Consider the following 17,187-nt stretch of genomic DNA (forward strand, 5'->3'; position numbering starts at 1 on the left):
CCAGCACCGTACGAGACCGCTAGCACCGGAGACCTCACCCTGGCCGAACGTGACGACCTCGCGGCCTGTGAGGCCGCGATCGACACCCTTCGTGTCGCGTTCTGGGCCGCCGGCAAGGCTCTGCAGGTGATTCGTGACGCCCGCCTGTACCGGGCTACACACCCCACGTTCGAGGTGTACGTGGGGGAGCGATGGGAGATGACCCGGACCCAGGCGGATCGGCTGATCCGGGCATGGCCGCTCGCCGAGCGTTTGACACCAATTGGTGTCAAGATCATCAATGAGGCTCAGATTCGGGAGTTGCTGCCCCTGGCGGACCAGCACGGCCAGGACGCCGCCCTGACCGTCTATCAGACGGTCGCCGAGACGGACGGGGTGAAGGTCACCGCGGCCCTTCTCAAGGGCGTTGTGGCCGCCCTGCCGTCCGACCGGTTTGATCCGGCTGAGGCTGTTACTCAGATCCGCGCCTACCTCGCTGGGGAGAGGGTGCCACCAGACTCACCACTGGCGACAACGGCTGAGCTGTGGAGTGCCGAGGCCGGCCGTGTCCGTACGGTGCTGCGACGGGTCCGCCAGGACGCCATCAGGGCGGCCGCTGCCGAGCATCCCGACGACGCGCGCAAGCTCGCCGCAGAGCTGCGCGAGCTGGCCGACGAAGTAGAGCAAGGGCTGCAGTAGTGACCCAAAGCTGAGAAACAGACGTGCGCATAGAGCAGGCCCGGGGCAAAAGCTCCCGGGCCTGCTCGGTGTTGGGTCGCTTCCGATCGTCAGCCGCGAACGTCGATGACGATCACGGTGATGTTGTCCGGCCCACCGTGATCGTCGCCTGCTTTCATCATGCATTCCGTTACGAAAGCCCGATGGACGCGCCGGGCCGACGTGCCTCACGCGGTCGTGCTGCGCCTCGATGCCCGTCTCGGCGCCGAAACATGGACACCGACCGGGGGCAACCGGCCCGGAGTACCCTAAAGGCGCACACGACCACGAGGCAGGGAGACAACCGTGTCAGCTCAGCCCATCGAGCCCCACGGCGCCGGGGCCGGCCACGATCCCGACGAGATCCTCAGCCGCCTGCCCGAGCACTACCGCGCCCGCTTCCTCGCCGACTACCGGGAAGCGATGATCGCGGCGGCTCACGAGACGTGGCGATGGAAGCACCTCGCCGAGGTGCTCAACCTCTGGCACCTGCGCTCGCTCACCTACTCCCAGCCTGGCTACGACCAGGCCCGCGCCGATGTCGCGGCCGGTCTGCCCGGCACCCCCGCCGAGGATGTCATTCCCGGATGGGCCGAGCTGGTCGCTGAGCGCGCGAGCCGCAGCGCGTGAATTACGCGGTCAACTTCCACGCGTCGGCTTCCTCACAGATTCCGGGGCTTCCCGCTGAGGCATTTCGCGCCCTGGTCGACGAACTGCTCATCATCGGCGCCGACCCCCACCACCGCGGCTTCCCCGATCCCGACGATCCCAGATACCGCGAGCAGGTGTTCGGCGCGGTCGGCCTGGTCTCCTACCTGATCGACGATGCCGCCAAGGTCGTGCATGTGTATGCGATCACTTGGGCAGGCTGACCGCCCTCGCCCGCGGGTAGCTCATCACCTGCGGACTCTTTGACGAACGTGCCCCGACCCTGCACCGACTCAATGAGCCCTGCATCCCGGAGAAGGCGCAGCGCCTTACGCACGCTGCGAATCGCCGCCTTGTCTCCGGGGCCGGGGTCACCACACGGCCGCGTGGAAACACTGCGACGTAGAAGGCCCGTGAGGAACAAGTCCGCGAGATCCGGCGGTAAGGGCCCTCGTTGTGGGCTATTCAGGCAAGTCTGCGACCATGTCGCCGTGATCAGCCAGGGGCTGGAGGGCTACGGCCGGTTCGGGCCGCTGTCGCGGGTGGAACTGGAGCGGTTCTTCCATCTCGATGACGAGGACGTCCCCTGGATCGACCCGACCCAGCCGGCCTGACGAACGGCCCGGTGTCAGCGGCTTCACCGCTCAGAAATCCTCCGCCACGTCGTCAGTTCTGGTAGCCCCTCGCCACCCGCGGAAGGATTGACGACCATGACCGACGCCAGACTGCTAGACGACGACGAGGCCGCGTTCATCGCGGCGGCCCGCTCAAATGACGCAGCACAGTTCGCGCTCATCACGGAGCGCTACCGGCGTGAGCTGCAGGTGCACTGCTACCGGATGCTCGCGAACTACGAGGACGCCCAGGACATGACGCAGGAGACGTTCCTGCGGGCGTGGAACAAGCGGGAGTCGTTCAAGGGCCACGCTGCGCCGCGGACCTGGCTGTACCGGATCGCGACGAACGCCTGCCTCGACTTCCTGGAGAAGCGCAACGACCGCACACCCGTGCCTGCCGAGCTGCCGGGCGCGGGCTCGGAAGTGCGCTACCTGCAGCCCTACCCGGACCGGATGCTCCCGGAGGACCCGCAGGAATCGGTGGTGGCGCGGGAGACGATCGAGCTGGCGTTCATCGTCGCCGTCCAGCACCTGCCGCCGCGGCAGCGGGCGGTGTTCATCTTGCGCGACGTCCTCGGCTGGCCGGCGTCGAAGGCCGCCAACGCCCTCGAGCTGACCGTCGCATCGGTGACCAGCGCACTGCAGCGGGCGCGCGTGACGATGCGCGAGCAGCTGCCCGACCGCCGCCTCGACTGGCGGAGCCCTGCCACGCACGAGCTGTCGGATGACGAGCGCGGCGTGGTGAAGTCGTATATGGACGCCCATGAGCGCAACGACCTCGACGGGCTGATGGCCCTGCTGCGCGACGACCTGCGCTTCGCGATGCTGCCCGAGCCGGGCACCTTGATCGTCACGGCCAAGGACGCGGTGGACGGCTGGGTCTCCGGTGGGCTCTTCCAGCGCGGCCACGACGACTGGCGCTGCATCGCCACGACGGTCAACCGCATGCCTGCCGCCGTGCTGTACCTCCGCACCCCCGACGACCCGGAATACCGTTTGTTGAACATCGCGGTCCTGCACATCGTCGACGGGAAGGTCGCCGAGCTCACCGGATTCGACGCCACCGACAAACCATGGCTGAGCCTGCCCGCGACGCTGTGATCAGACAAGTCCCCATCGTCGACGAGTCCAGCGCACGGGCCGGCGTCACCGTCGTCCTCATCTTCAGCGAGTCGGTCAACAGCTCACTCGGAACGCAAGGAAGGGCCGGGAAAAGGTTCCCGCATCGCCGAGGGTCACTGTGAGCACGCCAGGAAGGATTTCGACCGGCCTTACGAGCCGAGCATTTGGCCCGTGCTCATCGCCTCGTCTCGTATCGGGTCAGCACCACGCCGCCGGGAAATGTCCGCGTCTCGACCAGGTTCAGGTTCACCCAGCTGTCCAGCGCGGTGAAGAACGGCGTGCCGCCGCCCACCAGGACCGGCACGGTGACCAGCGCGTACTCGTCGATCAGCCCGGCCCGCATGGCCGCCCCGGCGAGCGTCGCGCCGCCGATGTCCATCGGGCCGCCGTCCTCGGCCCTGAGCCGGGCGATCTCGGCGACCGCGTCGCCGGTGACCAGGCGGGTGTTCCAGTCGACCTTGTCGATCGTCGATGAGAACACCACCTTCGGCATGTCCCGCCAGAGGCGCGCGAACTCGATCTCCGCCGGGGTGGCGTTGGGCTGCTGGTCGCCGGTCGGCCAGTGGGAGCTCATCGCTTCCCACAGCTTGCGCCCGTACAGCGACAGATCGCTCGCCCGCATCTGGTCGTACCACCACTGGAACAGCTCGGCGCTCGGCGATGAGTCCGGTCCCTCCCCTCCACCCCAGCTGATGTCGTCGCCGGTCGCGGCGATGTAGCCGTCCAGGGTCACGTTCATACCGAAGATCAGTTTCCGCATCGTGCCAGCCTTCCGTGAGTCGATCTCACACGTACAGACGGGCGCGGCGCGGAAACCTAATCGGTGCGCGATCTGCGTCCGCAGGTAGTCCTCGCGTTCCGGACTCAGCACGGCGTACTCGGCGGGCTCGAGCACCACCGACCGGATCTCGATTTCACCCTCGCAAACGCCTGGTCACGGGGTGTCGGTAAGACTCGTGCAGCCAGGTACACGCGATTGAGTTCGCCCAGTTCAGCGGTGGCCCTACTGATCGGTGGGGAGATGGCTGACGGCGTCTTCGAGGTCGGCGTGGGTAGGCAGGGTGTAGCGGCGGGTGGTGTCGAGGCGGGTGTGGCCGAGGAGTTCGGCGACGACGACGATGTCGACGCCCGCGCGCAGGAGGTTGGTCGCCAAGGTGTGCCGCAGGATGTGGGCGGAAAGGGCGAGGGCGCCCGCGTCGTCGAGGATGTCGGCGTCGGTGGCGAGTTCGTCCATGAGCTGGTCGACCGCCCGGGCCGACAGACGCCCGCCGCGGCGATTGAGGAACAGCGCCGGGGTGTCGGCGCCGGGCCAGGAGGCGCGGTCGGTGCGCCACTCGGCGATGGAGGTCCGCGCGGTGCCGTCCAGGAGCGGGATCTCGCGGGAGGTCTCGCCCTTGCCGGAGCGGACGATGACCTTGCCTTTGCGCGCCGAGAGCGGGACGTCGTCGTCGTCCAGAGCGACGAGCTCGGCGATCCGGACGCCGGAGTAGAACAGCAGCCGGCCGATGGCGCGGTCGCGGGCGAGGGGGCGGCGTTCGACGGCGCGCAGGTAGCGCTTCTGCTGGCGGGCGTCCAGGGCGCGGGGCGCGAGCTTGGGGGCGTCGTCGCGGCGGACGACGGCGGGGCCGAGTCCGAGCTGGGTGAAGAAGTGGTCCAACGCGGTGAGGTGGGCGTTGACGGTATTCGACGCGCGGCGCAGCACGGTCTTCATGTGGGTCTTGTAGTCGCGGATGGCGAAGTCGCGGTTGTGGGCGTCGGTGAGCGGGTCGCCGTCGAGGCCGCTGGCCTCCAGCCAGGCGAGGAAGGTCCGGACCCGGGAGTCGTAGGCGCGGCGGGTGTCGCCGTCCAGCGGGGCCCGCTTCAGCGCTGCGGCGTAGGCGGCGTGGATCGTGATGAACGCCTCGGGTACCGCTTGGTGCTGCCGCCCCACAGCGCCCTCGCAATATCAGAAGTCGGTTCGCCGGGCTAAGCGTAGTCCAGGACCGTGATATCAGAAGCTAGTCCTGCGATTAGCTTCTGATATCGAGAGATATCAGAAGCTTTGATGAGAGGGCGGCGGCGCGTTGATCGGGCCCAAAGTCCCGAGGCCACGCTCAGGCCGAGTCCGTTCGGGGGTCGGCCAAGATACGACGGAAACCGGCAACCAGTGATCTTGAGTTGAACTTGCCGCAGGTGAGGTGCTGGGGCGGATCGGCGTCGGCTGCCCGACCAGGGACAGCGATGCGCAAACGCAGCCGGAGGCCCGATCTTGTGTCACCGTTCGCAGTGGACTTCTTCGCGTACCCGCTCAGATCGGTCAACGGCGCACCCGATAGCGCAGGTGAAGCACCCGGTTGCCCTGAATCACCACGTCAGGATCCTCCAACAGGTGCTGCGCGTGGACCGACCCGAAGTAGCGCTTGCCGGACCCGAACACGACGGGTACGACGTCCATGCGCACCTCGTCGATCAGGCCCGCGGCAAGCACCTGGCCACCGACGTCGCCAGCGGCGACCTCGACCATGCGGTCACCCGCAAGCTCCTGCGCCTTGGCCACGGCTGCCTCGACGCCGTCGACGAAGTGAAACGGCGCCTCGGGGTCCCAGCCCTCGGGCATCGGCCGGTGCGACACGACGACCACGTGGTCGATGCCGCCCGGCGGCTTCCCGTCCCAGCCGTCCGTCAGGTCGAAGACGTGGCGGCCGACGATCGTGACTCCGATCTGGTCCCAGTACGCCCGGGTGTAGTCGTAGGACGTCTGCGACACCTTCAGCTCGCCGCTCTCGTCCAACGGGACGTCACCGCTGGACAACCAGTCGAACAGCGGTCCGGGCTGGTCATTCTCGTCCGCGACGAAGCCGTCCACCGACACCGAGCTGTACATGACCACCTTGCCCACGGGGCTCTCCTCTGCTTTGAAGTGCCCCCAAATTAGCGTGTCGTGAGCTGTCGCTCTTGTAAGAAATCAATCGGCCGGCAGCGGCCAGCCGTCCAGCGCGTGGCCGGGATGTTCGCGCAGGAACCGCCGCCGGACTTCGACGTACCGGGTCGGCGTGAGCCCGGTGAACGCCCGGAACTCGTGGCCGAAGTGGGCCTGGTCGAAGTAGCCTGCGCCACCGGCGAGGTCGCCCCAGTCGATCGGTCCGGCGGGGTTGATCGCGAACACGGTGGCGGCGAAGCGGTAGGTGCGGGCCAGCCGCTTCGGCGTGACGCCGATGAGCTCCTTGAACCGCTGTGCCAGATGAGTGCTGCTGACACCGGCTGCCACGCTCAGGTCGCCGATCGCCACCGCCCCGCTGGTCGCCGCGATGACGCTGCTCGTATGGCGGACCAGCCCCAGGCCGGCGGTCTCGCACAGCCGTCGCATCAGCTCCTCCTCGAGCAGCGTCAGCATCTCGTGCGGTCCGTCCGCCGTGGCCAGCCGGTCTCGCAGCTCAGCAATGGCGGGCCGGCCCCAAACCTGCTCCACCGTCACCGGCCGGTCACACAGCTCGGCCGCGGGCATCGGCAGGAACGGCGCCAGCCCCCACGGCTTGAAGTGCACGCCGACGGACCGGGTCCGGAGTGGGTAGCCGAACTCCAACGCGCGGGTGGGCGTGGTGACCACGCAGCCGTCGGCGTACTCGGCCGTCTCGATGTCGGTGCCGGCGCGGATGCGGAACGGCGCCCCGAGGTTGACGATGAGGAACGCCGACGGCCCCGGCGGCAGCGTCAGCCGGGCGTACGGCGGCGCACCCTCCAGGTAGTAAAGGTCGTCGATCAGCCCGTCCAGCGGCGGTCGCGGCACTCTGGACACGTACTCCACGCCCACAGCATCGCCGACGCCCCGCCGGCATCCCGAGCACGCCCCTGCGCTGGTGCTCGCGAGGGCCTCACCGCGCCCGCGTATGGGTCCGATCTGTACCACGGTGCGTACGGATGTGGCCGCGTGGCGCGACACGCGCACGTGGATAAGGGCATCGCGTCGCGGACGACACCGTGATCGTGGGAAACTTTGGCCTTGACCGCCCGTCCCAAACGCTTCCGGGAGTCACGAGAGCAAAAAGAAAACGCCCCCAGTGGGGGCGCTTCTCAGAAGACAACTTCACACGACGCGCTTTGGGTGTCAGCTCCGATGGTTTGGCGGCCTGGTTGAGCTGAGCGCCTTCTGCGTGCCTGTTCACGTCTGGAGACGTGAGACGGAGACGGAGACGACGATAGCAGCTCACCAGGCGGTCAGTCTCGCGCGCCCTGGCGACACGCCGGGGCCACAGCTCGCCGCTTCCCCGAATTCCCAGGCCGAGGCCGATGTGCCCGGCCGGAAGAATCTGGCGCACTACGAGGGCGCCGAGGTCCTGCCATGCGTGCCCACGCCGCTGTGGTGGCGTCTGGTGACGCTGCTGCGGACCTGCGGCGACGAGATCCGCCCATGCGCGTCGACGCGGCACCTCAGGGCGGATAAGGCCGGCCGCCTGACCGGCATCCCGGCCGTCCTGGACGCCTACAGCAGCCGGTACGGCGTGTCCCACCGAGTCGGCTGGGTCGGCTTCACGAACCGGTTCGAGGGCACGACACGCCGACGCGATCCCCAAACTGCCGCCCGCGCGCGTTCGGTCGTGGAAAGCTGTGGGGCTAACTCCTGTAACAGGAGCCTCAAGACCCTCAGGAGCTGCTCAGGACAAATGAAAACGCCCCGCAGAGCGGGGCGCTTCAACAAACTTCATATCCACTTGTTCAGGACTCTGCTCCACCACCAGCCAAGTGCCACGAGCCGAGTGCCTGGACCGACCGCGCTTGCGCGCGTCCGGAGACGTCTGAGATGACGATAGCAGGCCGTCATCCGGTTAGCCTCCCATGCCCGGAAACCGACACGCCGGGACACTGGCCGACCGGCACAACAACCCCCATGCCGCCCGAGCTTGAGGCCGACAAGCCCGGCAGGACACACCTCGCGCACTACGAGGGCGCCGAAACCCTGCCACGCGTGCCCACGCCGCTGTGGTGGCGTCTGGTGACGCTGCTGCGAACCCGCGGCAACGAGATCCACCCATGCGCGCTGCGCATGGCGCAGCACCTCACCCACCGGGCCGACAAGACCGGCCACCTGACCGACATCCCGGCCGTCCTGGACGCCTACAGCAGCCGGTGCGGCCTGTCGCGCCGGGTCGGCTGGACCGACTTCATGCGCCTGGTCGAGGCCGGCCTGGTCCGCCAGGTATGCGCGGCCGCCCCTGAGCGCCAGGCCCGCTACGTCCTGGTGATGGACCTGGCCGCCCTTCCCGACGACCTTCCGGCCGACCTCGCGCGTGAGCTTCGCCGCTACGTCGATGACCCCAGGACGGCCGCCAAAGGCCGCCCGACACGCGCCGGAGAGGATGCCGCGCTCGCCGAGTGCGAGGTGATCCGTGAGGGCTCAGCGGCCGGCCCGCGCGTCGCGAGCAAGCTCGGTTGTGGACGACTTCACACGTCTCCTTATATGCGAGAGGGTTCTCCCCCCTCCCCTCAGCCTCGGCAGTCACAAGGGCCTCAGCGGCCGCCCCTGGAACCGGCCTGGGGGCAGGATCGCAACGACGAGAAGGCCGCCGCCCTTGACTTTGTAAAGGAGCTGGGGCCGGAGTGGGCCCGGCAGCGCGGCGGCCAAGTGCTCAGCGAGAACGAGATCGGCGAAATCGCCCACCTCGTAGTGCTGCTGCTGCACCACGTACGCCGCAGCGAGGCCGCCGAGCTGCTCACCGCCCAGGTGAGCAGCGCCACCGACCTGGCCGGAGTGCTGCGCTGGCGCATCGGCCGTACCCTGGCCGGCCTGCGCCGCGCTCAGCGCCGCTCCGAGGCGCTGAGGGTCGACGACGACGGCGAGCGGCATGCCGCGTTCCTCGAGGTCAACGCCGCCCGCAATGCGGCCAACGCCGCCCGCAAGGCCGCGCTCGTGGAGGAAGCCCGCCGCCGGGCCCGAGAGATCCGCCAGCAGCGCGAGGCCCGCGCCGAGTCCCCCCTGGCAGCCCGGACGCACAGCCCAGACCGTCGCCGCGGCCCTGAGCCGGCCCCGGCGGCGATCGTTCCCCTACGGCACTACGGGACCGCCCTGGAGCCGGAGAGCGTGTTCCGCCGCGAGGTCCTGGAACGGCACCACGCCCCGGCTCCGGCCCAGTCGATGTGGACTGAGCCCGAGGAGGTCTTCCAGGGCGAGCTGGAACGACAGGCCGCCTGCAGGTCTGTCGCCGCGAGCTCGCCGGCGGCGCCGGCGGCTGTCACCCGGGCCGAGCAAGCCCGGGTGGACGAAACCGAGGCCGTCGGTGGCGTCATGTTGTCCGACGAACGAAGGCATGGGTGACTCTGGTGCCCGCGTCGCTTAAACAATTGGCTAGGTCATCCGTTATGAGAGTTCTTTCGACCCCGATGGTGATTGTTTCTGCTGTGATCTCGGCTGCCACGAGCTCATGGCCAAGATCTCCGCTTCTTCGGACGCGGATATGGAACGCCGGCACCGGGCGCGTCTCCTCGACAGGCTGAAGCAGGCTGAGCACCGCCATGCCGATCTCGTCCATGGGAATCGTTAGCTCCGGGGCGAACTGCCTCTCATCGACGTAGGCGATGATTCGTGCCCCTGGGAACACATGTCTGATTACTGCTGGGTAACTATATGGCAGTGGAACGCGCCGGAACTCCACTGACGGTGGCGGAAAAGGCACGGATCATCCACCGTATCCTTTCTGTGCAATTACGTCCCCGATCGTTTGCGGCGGTAGGCGACAGAAAAGTTTGACGCATCCGTCCTAGTCTTGGCGACCTTCCGGCTCGCTCTCTTTCGCCTCGATCGCCTGCATGAGTTGATTTGCCAGGCGCATACACCGCTCGGGGGTATAACCCTTAGGCGCACGAAAGATCAGGCGTTCTCCCGCGCCAGTCCGGACATCGACGATGTCCCATCCCATCCACTGGGTGATGGCCATCGCCTTCACGCTGTCCGGATCCAGCCCGAGCCCTGTCGCAAGGGCATCCAGGCGCCAGACGTCGGGCATCCGGGGGACCCGGCCACTTAACACGTCCGTTATCCACTGTGCGGTGAGATTTTGACCTGTGGTCCTGCTCACGGACCGCAAGGCGAGCGTCCGGATGCTGATGCCCGTGTTCTCGACGTGGCTGCGGATGCTGTCGCTCAAGGGGGTCGTGGGGGGCTGTGCAGGTGTCACTCGTTGCGACGGCATTTGGTTGTCAGCTCCTCGACTTATTTTTGCCGTGATCGCCCCCATCATGCCCGCTAGATCCTGATGACAGCGAGCGAACCCCGGCGATGCCCCCGGGCCGTACCGTCAACAAGATGGGGCGGGAACGTTCCCACCTCGAAGACGCCGCCGCAGGAACCTTTCGGTTTTCACGTGCTTCTGTGCACTGCTTGCATTACAGTGCGACCTGCAGTCGAGCTGTCAGCAGAATCTGATGATGTGATACTCCATCGGAGAGGTTGGCTATGGCGGGAAAGCCGCAGATGCACCTGCGGAGCGCGGCGCTTTTGCAAGCCGTGATATTCGGACACAGTCACAGCGTGGCCGAGTTCGCTCACCGTGCGGCCCTCACCAGACAGTGCATTGACGGTCTGCTCAGGCGAGGCACGTGCCGCCGTACCACGGCGGATGCCATCGCGGCGGCAGCGGGGGTGCAGACTCTCGACCTGTTCAACCCTTATCTGTCATCAGATTCTGCTGACAATAGAGATCTGTGATCTCGCTGTGCGTTTTCGACCAAGGAATTACAACCCCTCCCCTTGGGGATGGCTTTTGTCAAGAAGTCCGATTCGCACTATTTCGATTGAGAGCTACGCATTCCGCCGCGCCGTTCTCAGCCTGGCCGGCTCCAGAGGGTGCGTACTCGCTCACCAGGAAGAGCATGGCGCCTTCCGTAAACCTCACGAAAGGAATCGTCTCTTGACGATGAAGAAAGCCTTCCTCACCGGCATCCTCGCGGCCGCTGCCGCGATCACCCCGGTGGCTGTGGCCGCCGAGGCTGCGCTGGCGAGCACCACTCCGGACGCTGACATCAGCAGCTCCGCGGTCGCGTACACCCCGGGGCCCGGCACGGTGGGTGCTCCCGGCGGGGGCAACGTTCACGAATACATCCTGAACGGCCGCTCGTACACCCTGCCCAGCTGCCAGTACGCCGTGAACGGCGGGATCTACATCATGCCCACGTGTGGGGCGAGCTACCGCCGTCCGATGTACATCGTGCAGGGCCGCACGTACGCCCTGCCCGGCGACTGGTGCGACCAGCGCATCGGCGGGCTGTCCGGCCAGCTGTACGGCCTCTCCGATTACACGATCGACGAGCGCGTCATCCACCAGTACGTGGTGGGCACCCGCACGTACACCCTGCCCAGCTGCCAGTACGTCATGAACGGCGGGATCTACATCATGCCCACGTGTGGGCCGAGCTACCGCCGTCCGATGTACATCCTGAACGGTCGCTCGTACGACCTGCCTGGCGACTGGTGCGACCAGCGCGTCGGACTGCCCGGCTCGTGGTACGGCCTCTCCGGTCGCGGGTTCGGCGTCAGCTGGGGCGGGTTCGGCCTCGGTCGCGGGTTCGGCGTCAACTGGGGCGGGTTCGGCCACGGCTGGGGACGTCCTAGCTGGGGCGGCGGCGGCTGGGGCGGCGGCTGGGGCGGTCCGCGTCCCGGCTGGCCGGGCCGTCCGACTCCCGGTCCTGGTACTCCGGGCCCGGGGACTCCCGGTCCGGGGACTCCCGGTCCTGGCACCGGCACTCCGGGCCCGGGGACTCCCGGTCCTGGCGGTCCTGGCACTCACGGCCCGGGGACTCCCGGCGGCTGGGGTGGTCCGGGTGGTCCCGGTACTCACGGCCCGGGGACTCCCGGTGGCTGGGGCGGTCCCGCCCGCATGGCCAGCGTGCGCTAGCTGGTGATGTCGCCGCCGACGGCCGGGTGGCTACGGACCCAAAGGTCCCGGCGACGACATCATCGCAAGCTTCTCGGCGGGGCCGCGCCACCGCCGAGATCAACGAGAGACGCGAGGCCACCAATAGACGTCTCTCGGCCAGTTCGCGGCGGCTGGGGTCCACTCCCGGTGCTCCGGCTGATCGTTTCCATTTCACGCCGCACCTGGGCATGAGTGTGGAGTGGAAACACACCGCGAGAGAGCGGCTGCGACCCGGGATGTCGCAGCCGCTCTCCTCTGATCCCGCACAGCGTCCAAGCCCAGTCCCCAGGTGATGGCAACGAGTTCGACGGCCAGGTGCGCCTGTCCGGCCTCCGCTCTCGGAAGAGCAGTTCGTAGCCGATGACGAGGCCGCGGTGTGGACGCGGAAACCCGCCGGCGCTCCCCGACGAAGCCCCCCATCGCGCCCGCTGACGGATTCCCGGTACAGCCTGCAACGAAGGGAATCGCAATGACCCTGGATTGGTGGGTCATAGGGGCGCTGCTAAGCCTGCTCGCGGCGTTGGCTTGGCCACCATGCCGGGCCGTTATGGATCGGCAGCGGCCGCACCTCCTCAGCGGCCTCGACGAAGCCGGGCGTGACGAACAGGACGAACTGGTGAGGGCATACGCGGTCACCAGCATCGGTGCCGGATGGTTCACCACAATGTCGCTCACTGACACATGGGGCCACGTCGCCGCGTACGCCGCGAAGCGTTCCACGGACACCGGCATCGCCTCTGTGTACGTGGTGCAAGGCGGCCATAGATGGTGCTGGCAGCGTGGCCGTATGACGGACAGCCCGGCGGTCACATCCGAGGAGGCTGGAATGCGGGCGGGGACGAACTGGCGACCCACCGCTCCTACGCCGTCGACGGGAAGTGCCCGCGGGGGCGGTTCCATGAGGCGCCGACGTCGCGTGACGGCGCCAGCTGGCTCCAGCCTGGCCGCCCTAACCGGTGATGTCGCTGCCAGCCGGCCGGGTGTCCACCGGCACCGGAGAGCCAGCACCACCACAACATCCCCGGCGGGGCCGCGCCACCGCCGAGAGCAACGAGAGACACGGGGACGCTGGTGGACGTACCTCGCCCAGTTCGCGGTAGGCGTCGTTACCCGAAACCCCAGCTGATCGTTTCCGAGAAGCTTCCGCGCGCCCGCATCGCCGACGTCGCCCGCATCGGAGCTCCACCGCCGACCTGGCCGGAGTGCTGCGCTGGCGCATCGGCCGCACCCTGGCCGCACCTTGGCCGCACCTTGGCCGCACTGCCCGCCGTGCCGAGGCGCTCCGGGTCGACGACGACGGCGCCCGGCACAGGGCATTCCTCGCTGCCAACGCCGCCCGCAACGCGACCAACGCCGCCCGCAAGGCCGCGCTCGTGGAGGAAGCCCGCCGCCAGGCCCGCGATCGTCCTCGTACGGCCCTACAGCACCGCCGTGGAGCCCGAAGAAGCGTTCCGCCGCGAGCTGGAAACCGCGAAACCACCCATCACCCCTGCCTAGGAGGAACCATGATCCACGACCACACGTCCACCCACCCCGACGTGTATGACCGGGGCGTCCGGGAGGGATGGGCCGACCCGGAGACGGACCCCACCCGGATCGACTGGGCCGGCCGCCAGGCCGCCGCGATCCCCTCCCACGTGATCGACGGCCGCCCGGTCAACCCCTGCGAGCAGACGCCCGTCCGGTACGGACACAACGAGCTGGGGCACTGGGGTGAGCAGATCGCGGCGGACGCCGTCGTCACCGTCGACACCGAGGACGGCCGCCGCTGGCTGGTCATGGTCGAGCGGAGCGAGGGCCATGGCTGGGCCGTCCCGGGAGGTCACGTGGACCCCGGCGAGGACCCGGCCGCGGCTGCCGTCCGCGAGCTGGAGGAGGCCGGCCTCGTCCTGAAAGGCGCGACCTGGCAGGCACTTCCCGCCCGGTACGTGCCGGACCCCCGTACCAGCGATGAGAATGGATGGTGACGGTGCCCGCCCGGATACACCTGGGCACCATCCCCCACGCTGAATTACCGACCCCGGCGGGGGGTCGACCACGCCAAGCGGGCCACGTGGGTGCTGGCCGACACATATGCCGTCCTGGCGGCCCACCTGGAGACAATCCACCGGGGGCGCATGTTCGCCGCGCACCAAGCCATGCTGTCCGAACTGCTCGGCTGACCCGTCTCGCCCGGCGGGACTTCTTCTGACAGAGCGCCCATCCTCTCGGCTGGAGAGGATGGGCGCTCTCGCTTGTCCGGAGGCCGCTCGGTCAGTGGCTGGGCTCTCCAGCTGATCATGATCACCGTGCTTCTTCTCTGACTACTGATAACGCCCCTTCTCCGGAGCCAGAAGCGACCGTCGATCCCCGTGGGAGGGACCCCGATGTGGAGCGGATCGGACGCCACGGCGGATGGGCCGACGGCTCCCGCGCCCTCCTCGGCTACCTCGAAGAGGCCGACCGCTGGACCGACAACCCCGTCACCGGGCTGTAGGGCGCCTTCGCGTACTCAGACGCGAAAAGGGTCCACGCCCGCCCGTCTGGACGACCGTGAACCCTTCAGGCCGCCGTTGCCGCGGCGACCTTCGCTTGTTCTGGTGCGGTTCCGCGTGTCAGTTCGGAAGTCTCACCAGCTCATCGACGCTGTCAGACGTACCTGTGAGTACATCCATTTAGCGTTCGCTTCTTCATTGAACAGGAACAAAACGGACACCGGCGCTAGACCACGTCGAACTCGTTCCCCTCGGGATCCACCATCGCCACCGCATAGTGATCAACCCCGGACTGCGACAGCACCCGCACAACGGACGCCCCCGCCTGGACAAGCCGCTCCACCTCGGCATCCACCCGCGCTTTCCGGGTCTCCAGCGGTACGTCCTCCCGCTTGCCGCCCACCTTCACATCCAGGTGGAACCGGTTCTTGACCGCCTTGCCCTCAGGCACCTGCTGAAACCAGATCCTCGGCCCGTACCCCTCGGGATCGACGATGCTGTCGCTGCCGTCCCCCTCGCCCAGCTCGTCCTCGGGCACTCCGATACTGCGCCAGTAATCCCGCCACGTATCGAATCCACCCGGCGGCGGCTCCACCATGTACCGCAGCGCGCCCGCCCAGAACCGGGCCATCCGCTCGGGTGCCGCACAGTCAATGACCAGCTGATAAGAAACCATGGCAGCCATCCTGCCGGACCCATCCGACAACCGACGGCCGCGGACGTGGCCTTCGTCGAATCCGGGGAAGGGGCGGGGGCCGATAGATCGGCTGGGCATGCTGGTCCAACTCTGTACGCTGCCGTGGCTCGGGTTCGTACCCGACGACGTGACCGCCGCGCCGGCGTCCTGTGAGAGCGCCGCTCTACCCGCGCGTAAATTTGCGGGAAATTAGGTTCGCGCAAGCCATCCGGACCCGGCGGGCGCATGGTTTCGTCACGGAATCGCGTGACGAAACATGGTGAGAGTGATTATGTTTCGTCACGCCATTCCGTTACGAAAGCAGGAGTCGACGATGGCAGCGGAACCCGACTACGACATGCTGGCCGCCCGCATCCTGCGCCGGATGCGCCCCGAGATCGCCCAAGCGTTCCTGGACAGCCCGGAATGGCGCGAGATCCCCGAGGAGCTGCGCGAGCGCATCTATGTGGCCGACGCCCGATGGGAGGAGATCGAGCGCCGCGAGCGGCTCGATACGTCGCCGGCAGGGCGTGACGAAACCCCGGCGACGACGGCGACGCAGGGCGACCCCGAGCCCGGGGAGTGCCAGGGATGCGGCGCCCCCATCCAGCGCGCCGGCACCGGCCGCCGCGCCCGCTACTGCAGCCAGGCATGCCGCCAGCGCGCCTACCGGATCCGCACCACGCCGACGACCGCCACGAGCCCGGCGCACCACCTGGCCGAGCAGGTCGCCACCTCCGCGAGGCGAGCCGCCGACGCCATCACCGCCCGCACCGACGCCGGACCCGACCTCGGCCGGGCACGCGCCGCGCTCGCCGAACTCGCCGCCATGTGTGACGAAACGTCGTGACGCAACCCGGCCGACATCGCCCGGCGACGGTGGTTCCGAGAATCGGCCCGAGGCCGAGCTCCGGTGCCCGCCGTACAGGTCGGGGCGATCGACGCCGAGCGAAGCTGGAGGGCCTGAAGCGCGAGACCGGTGAACCGGCCGACACTCAGACTGCCTGACATTGGCGTGTTACGCGCGTGCGGCACGGGCCTGCAGAGCTATGACACGCGGCGTATAGCGATCCTGAGCCTGTGGCCGATCTTGTGAGACCGTGACGGTCATGACCATCGATGCCACCGCTTCGAGCGGCGCTCATGGCGCGGCGACCGCACGCCGCACCGACAGCTATCTGATCACCATCGCCAACCAGAAGGGCGGCGTGGGCAAGACGATGCTCACGCTGTCACTGGCTGCGCACACCGCCAAGGCGAACGGCCGGGCATTCGTCTGGGACATCGACCCGCAGGCCAACGCCTACGACCTGACCAGTGTCATGAGCTCCCCCGGCTACGACGTCGTCCACGAACTGGACCCGAACCGGGTCGCCGACGTACGGCGGATGCGCCAGTACGACACCGTGTTCATCGACTGCCCCGGCAGCCTGGAAGGCCGCGAGATCCTGTCGCAGATCGTGAAGGCCTCCACATTCGTACTGATCCCCTACGACCACGAGCCCGAGTCGATCCTGCCGACCCTGCGGACCGCGCGCCGGGTCGCCGAGCTCGGCATCCCGTACGCGGTCGTCGTGACCAAGGCCAATCCGCAGGTCGGGGCCGACCACGTGATCGACGCCTGGAAGACGCTCGAAGACCAGCAGATCCCGCACTTCCAGTCATTCGTCCGGCTGTACCGGGCATGGCCCAACAGCCTCAAGGCCGGCGTGCCCATCACCCGATGGAACGAGCGGTACGCCCCCAAGGTCCGCGAGGATATCGCCGCCGTTCACACCGAGCTGCTGCTGAACATCGGCCGGGTCGCCGGAGCCCGCCCGTGACGATGGCAGGTGAATCCATGACCAAGAACAAGCGCAAGGGATTCGACGACCTGATCGCCCGGCGGGAGGAACTCGGGGACGCGTCTCCGCCGTGGACCCTCCCGGAGGAACAAGGTCCTGAACCCGTTGCTGAGCCGTCCCCAGGATCCGCCGCTGGCCCCGCGGGCCCGGAGGCCATTCCAGCACCGTACGAGACCGCTAGCACCGGAGACCTCACCCTGGCCGAACGTGACGACCTCGCGGCCT

At 68.1% G+C, this 17,187-nt stretch carries 17 protein-coding genes and 1 pseudogene; 11 read left to right on the forward strand and 7 right to left on the reverse strand.

Annotated elements, in window-relative coordinates; all coding sequences use genetic code 11:
• The 5 genes from IMZ11_RS39995 to IMZ11_RS40015 all read left to right on the forward strand — a co-directional run.
• Positions 1–678: hypothetical protein (locus IMZ11_RS39995; RefSeq protein WP_228648345.1), on the forward strand; the 678-nt coding region annotated here is incomplete at its 5' end.
• A 324-nt stretch (positions 679–1,002) separates the two neighbouring features.
• The gene (locus IMZ11_RS40000) at positions 1,003–1,326 is read left to right on the forward strand and encodes a DUF6247 family protein (RefSeq protein WP_228648347.1); all 324 of its coding nucleotides are present in this window, start codon (positions 1,003–1,005) and stop codon (positions 1,324–1,326) included.
• Positions 1,323–1,568 (forward strand): hypothetical protein, encoded by a 246-nt coding sequence (locus IMZ11_RS40005; RefSeq protein WP_228648349.1) that lies wholly within the window; start codon positions 1,323–1,325, stop codon positions 1,566–1,568. The genes IMZ11_RS40000 and IMZ11_RS40005 overlap by 4 nt, the downstream gene beginning before the upstream one ends.
• Before the next feature lie 267 nt (positions 1,569–1,835).
• Positions 1,836–1,958, forward strand: coding sequence for a DUF4158 domain-containing protein (locus IMZ11_RS40010; protein ID WP_228648351.1), 123 nt, complete (start codon positions 1,836–1,838; stop codon positions 1,956–1,958).
• 96 nt (positions 1,959–2,054) lie between these two features.
• Positions 2,055–3,062, forward strand: a complete 1,008-nt coding sequence (locus IMZ11_RS40015) for an RNA polymerase subunit sigma-70 (protein ID WP_228648353.1) — start codon at positions 2,055–2,057, stop codon at positions 3,060–3,062.
• A 196-nt stretch (positions 3,063–3,258) separates the two neighbouring features.
• Here IMZ11_RS40015 and IMZ11_RS40020 read toward each other — a convergent pair whose 3' ends face one another.
• From IMZ11_RS40020 to IMZ11_RS46520, 4 genes are all read right to left on the reverse strand, one after another.
• On the reverse strand, positions 3,259–3,843 hold the full coding sequence (locus IMZ11_RS40020; RefSeq protein WP_255707854.1) for a dihydrofolate reductase family protein: 585 nt from the start codon (positions 3,841–3,843) through the stop codon (positions 3,259–3,261).
• A 243-nt stretch (positions 3,844–4,086) separates the two neighbouring features.
• The gene (locus IMZ11_RS40025; protein WP_228648357.1) at positions 4,087–5,013 is read right to left on the reverse strand and encodes a tyrosine-type recombinase/integrase; all 927 of its coding nucleotides are present in this window, start codon (positions 5,011–5,013) and stop codon (positions 4,087–4,089) included.
• 366 nt (positions 5,014–5,379) lie between these two features.
• Positions 5,380–5,961 (reverse strand): dihydrofolate reductase family protein, encoded by a 582-nt coding sequence (locus IMZ11_RS40030; RefSeq protein ID WP_228648359.1) that lies wholly within the window; start codon positions 5,959–5,961, stop codon positions 5,380–5,382.
• A gap of 66 nt (positions 5,962–6,027) precedes the next feature.
• Entirely contained in the window at positions 6,028–6,867 is an 840-nt protein-coding gene (locus tag IMZ11_RS46520) for a helix-turn-helix domain-containing protein (protein WP_228648361.1), read from the reverse strand.
• Between the two features lie 1,080 nt (positions 6,868–7,947).
• Between IMZ11_RS46520 and IMZ11_RS40040 the strand changes: the two genes are divergently transcribed.
• Positions 7,948–9,372, forward strand: a complete 1,425-nt coding sequence (locus IMZ11_RS40040; protein WP_228648363.1) for a hypothetical protein — start codon at positions 7,948–7,950, stop codon at positions 9,370–9,372.
• Here the strand turns inward: IMZ11_RS40040 and IMZ11_RS40045 are convergent.
• Positions 9,341–9,586 carry a hypothetical protein gene (locus IMZ11_RS40045; protein WP_228648365.1) on the reverse strand — a complete coding sequence of 82 codons (246 nt, stop codon included), beginning with the start codon at positions 9,584–9,586 and terminating at the stop codon, positions 9,341–9,343. The two genes, IMZ11_RS40040 and IMZ11_RS40045, sit on opposite strands and share 32 nt — an antisense overlap.
• A gap of 228 nt (positions 9,587–9,814) precedes the next feature.
• Positions 9,815–10,201, reverse strand: a complete 387-nt coding sequence (locus tag IMZ11_RS40050) for a hypothetical protein (RefSeq protein ID WP_228648367.1) — start codon at positions 10,199–10,201, stop codon at positions 9,815–9,817.
• 762 nt (positions 10,202–10,963) lie between these two features.
• On the opposite strand from IMZ11_RS40050, the gene IMZ11_RS40055 reads away from it, so the two are divergent.
• Together IMZ11_RS40055 and IMZ11_RS40060 are read left to right on the forward strand one after the other, a co-directional pair.
• The gene (locus IMZ11_RS40055; protein ID WP_228648369.1) at positions 10,964–11,947 is read left to right on the forward strand and encodes a hypothetical protein; all 984 of its coding nucleotides are present in this window, start codon (positions 10,964–10,966) and stop codon (positions 11,945–11,947) included.
• A 1,526-nt stretch (positions 11,948–13,473) separates the two neighbouring features.
• Positions 13,474–13,935 (forward strand): NUDIX hydrolase, encoded by a 462-nt coding sequence (locus tag IMZ11_RS40060; RefSeq protein ID WP_228648371.1) that lies wholly within the window; start codon positions 13,474–13,476, stop codon positions 13,933–13,935.
• 733 nt (positions 13,936–14,668) lie between these two features.
• Here IMZ11_RS40060 and IMZ11_RS40065 read toward each other — a convergent pair.
• Positions 14,669–15,127, reverse strand: a complete 459-nt coding sequence (locus tag IMZ11_RS40065; RefSeq protein ID WP_228648373.1) for a VOC family protein — start codon at positions 15,125–15,127, stop codon at positions 14,669–14,671.
• Positions 15,128–15,452: 325 nt separating this feature from the next.
• On the opposite strand from IMZ11_RS40065, the gene IMZ11_RS40070 reads away from it, so the two are divergent.
• The 3 genes and pseudogenes from IMZ11_RS40070 to IMZ11_RS40080 form a co-directional block, all read left to right on the forward strand.
• Complete coding sequence (locus IMZ11_RS40070) at positions 15,453–15,968, forward strand: hypothetical protein (RefSeq protein WP_228648375.1); 516 nt, start codon at positions 15,453–15,455, stop codon at positions 15,966–15,968.
• 259 nt (positions 15,969–16,227) lie between these two features.
• Positions 16,228–16,941: a ParA family protein gene (locus IMZ11_RS40075; RefSeq protein ID WP_228648376.1), complete on the forward strand. Its 714-nt coding sequence runs from the start codon at positions 16,228–16,230 to the stop codon at positions 16,939–16,941.
• Positions 16,942–16,958: 17 nt separating this feature from the next.
• A pseudogene (locus IMZ11_RS40080) lies at positions 16,959–17,187 on the forward strand (hypothetical protein); the annotation flags it as partial.

The sequence above is a fragment of the Microtetraspora sp. AC03309 genome, from assembly GCF_020826795.1.
GTDB classification, from domain to species: Bacteria; Actinomycetota; Actinomycetes; order Streptosporangiales; family Streptosporangiaceae; genus Microtetraspora; species Microtetraspora glauca.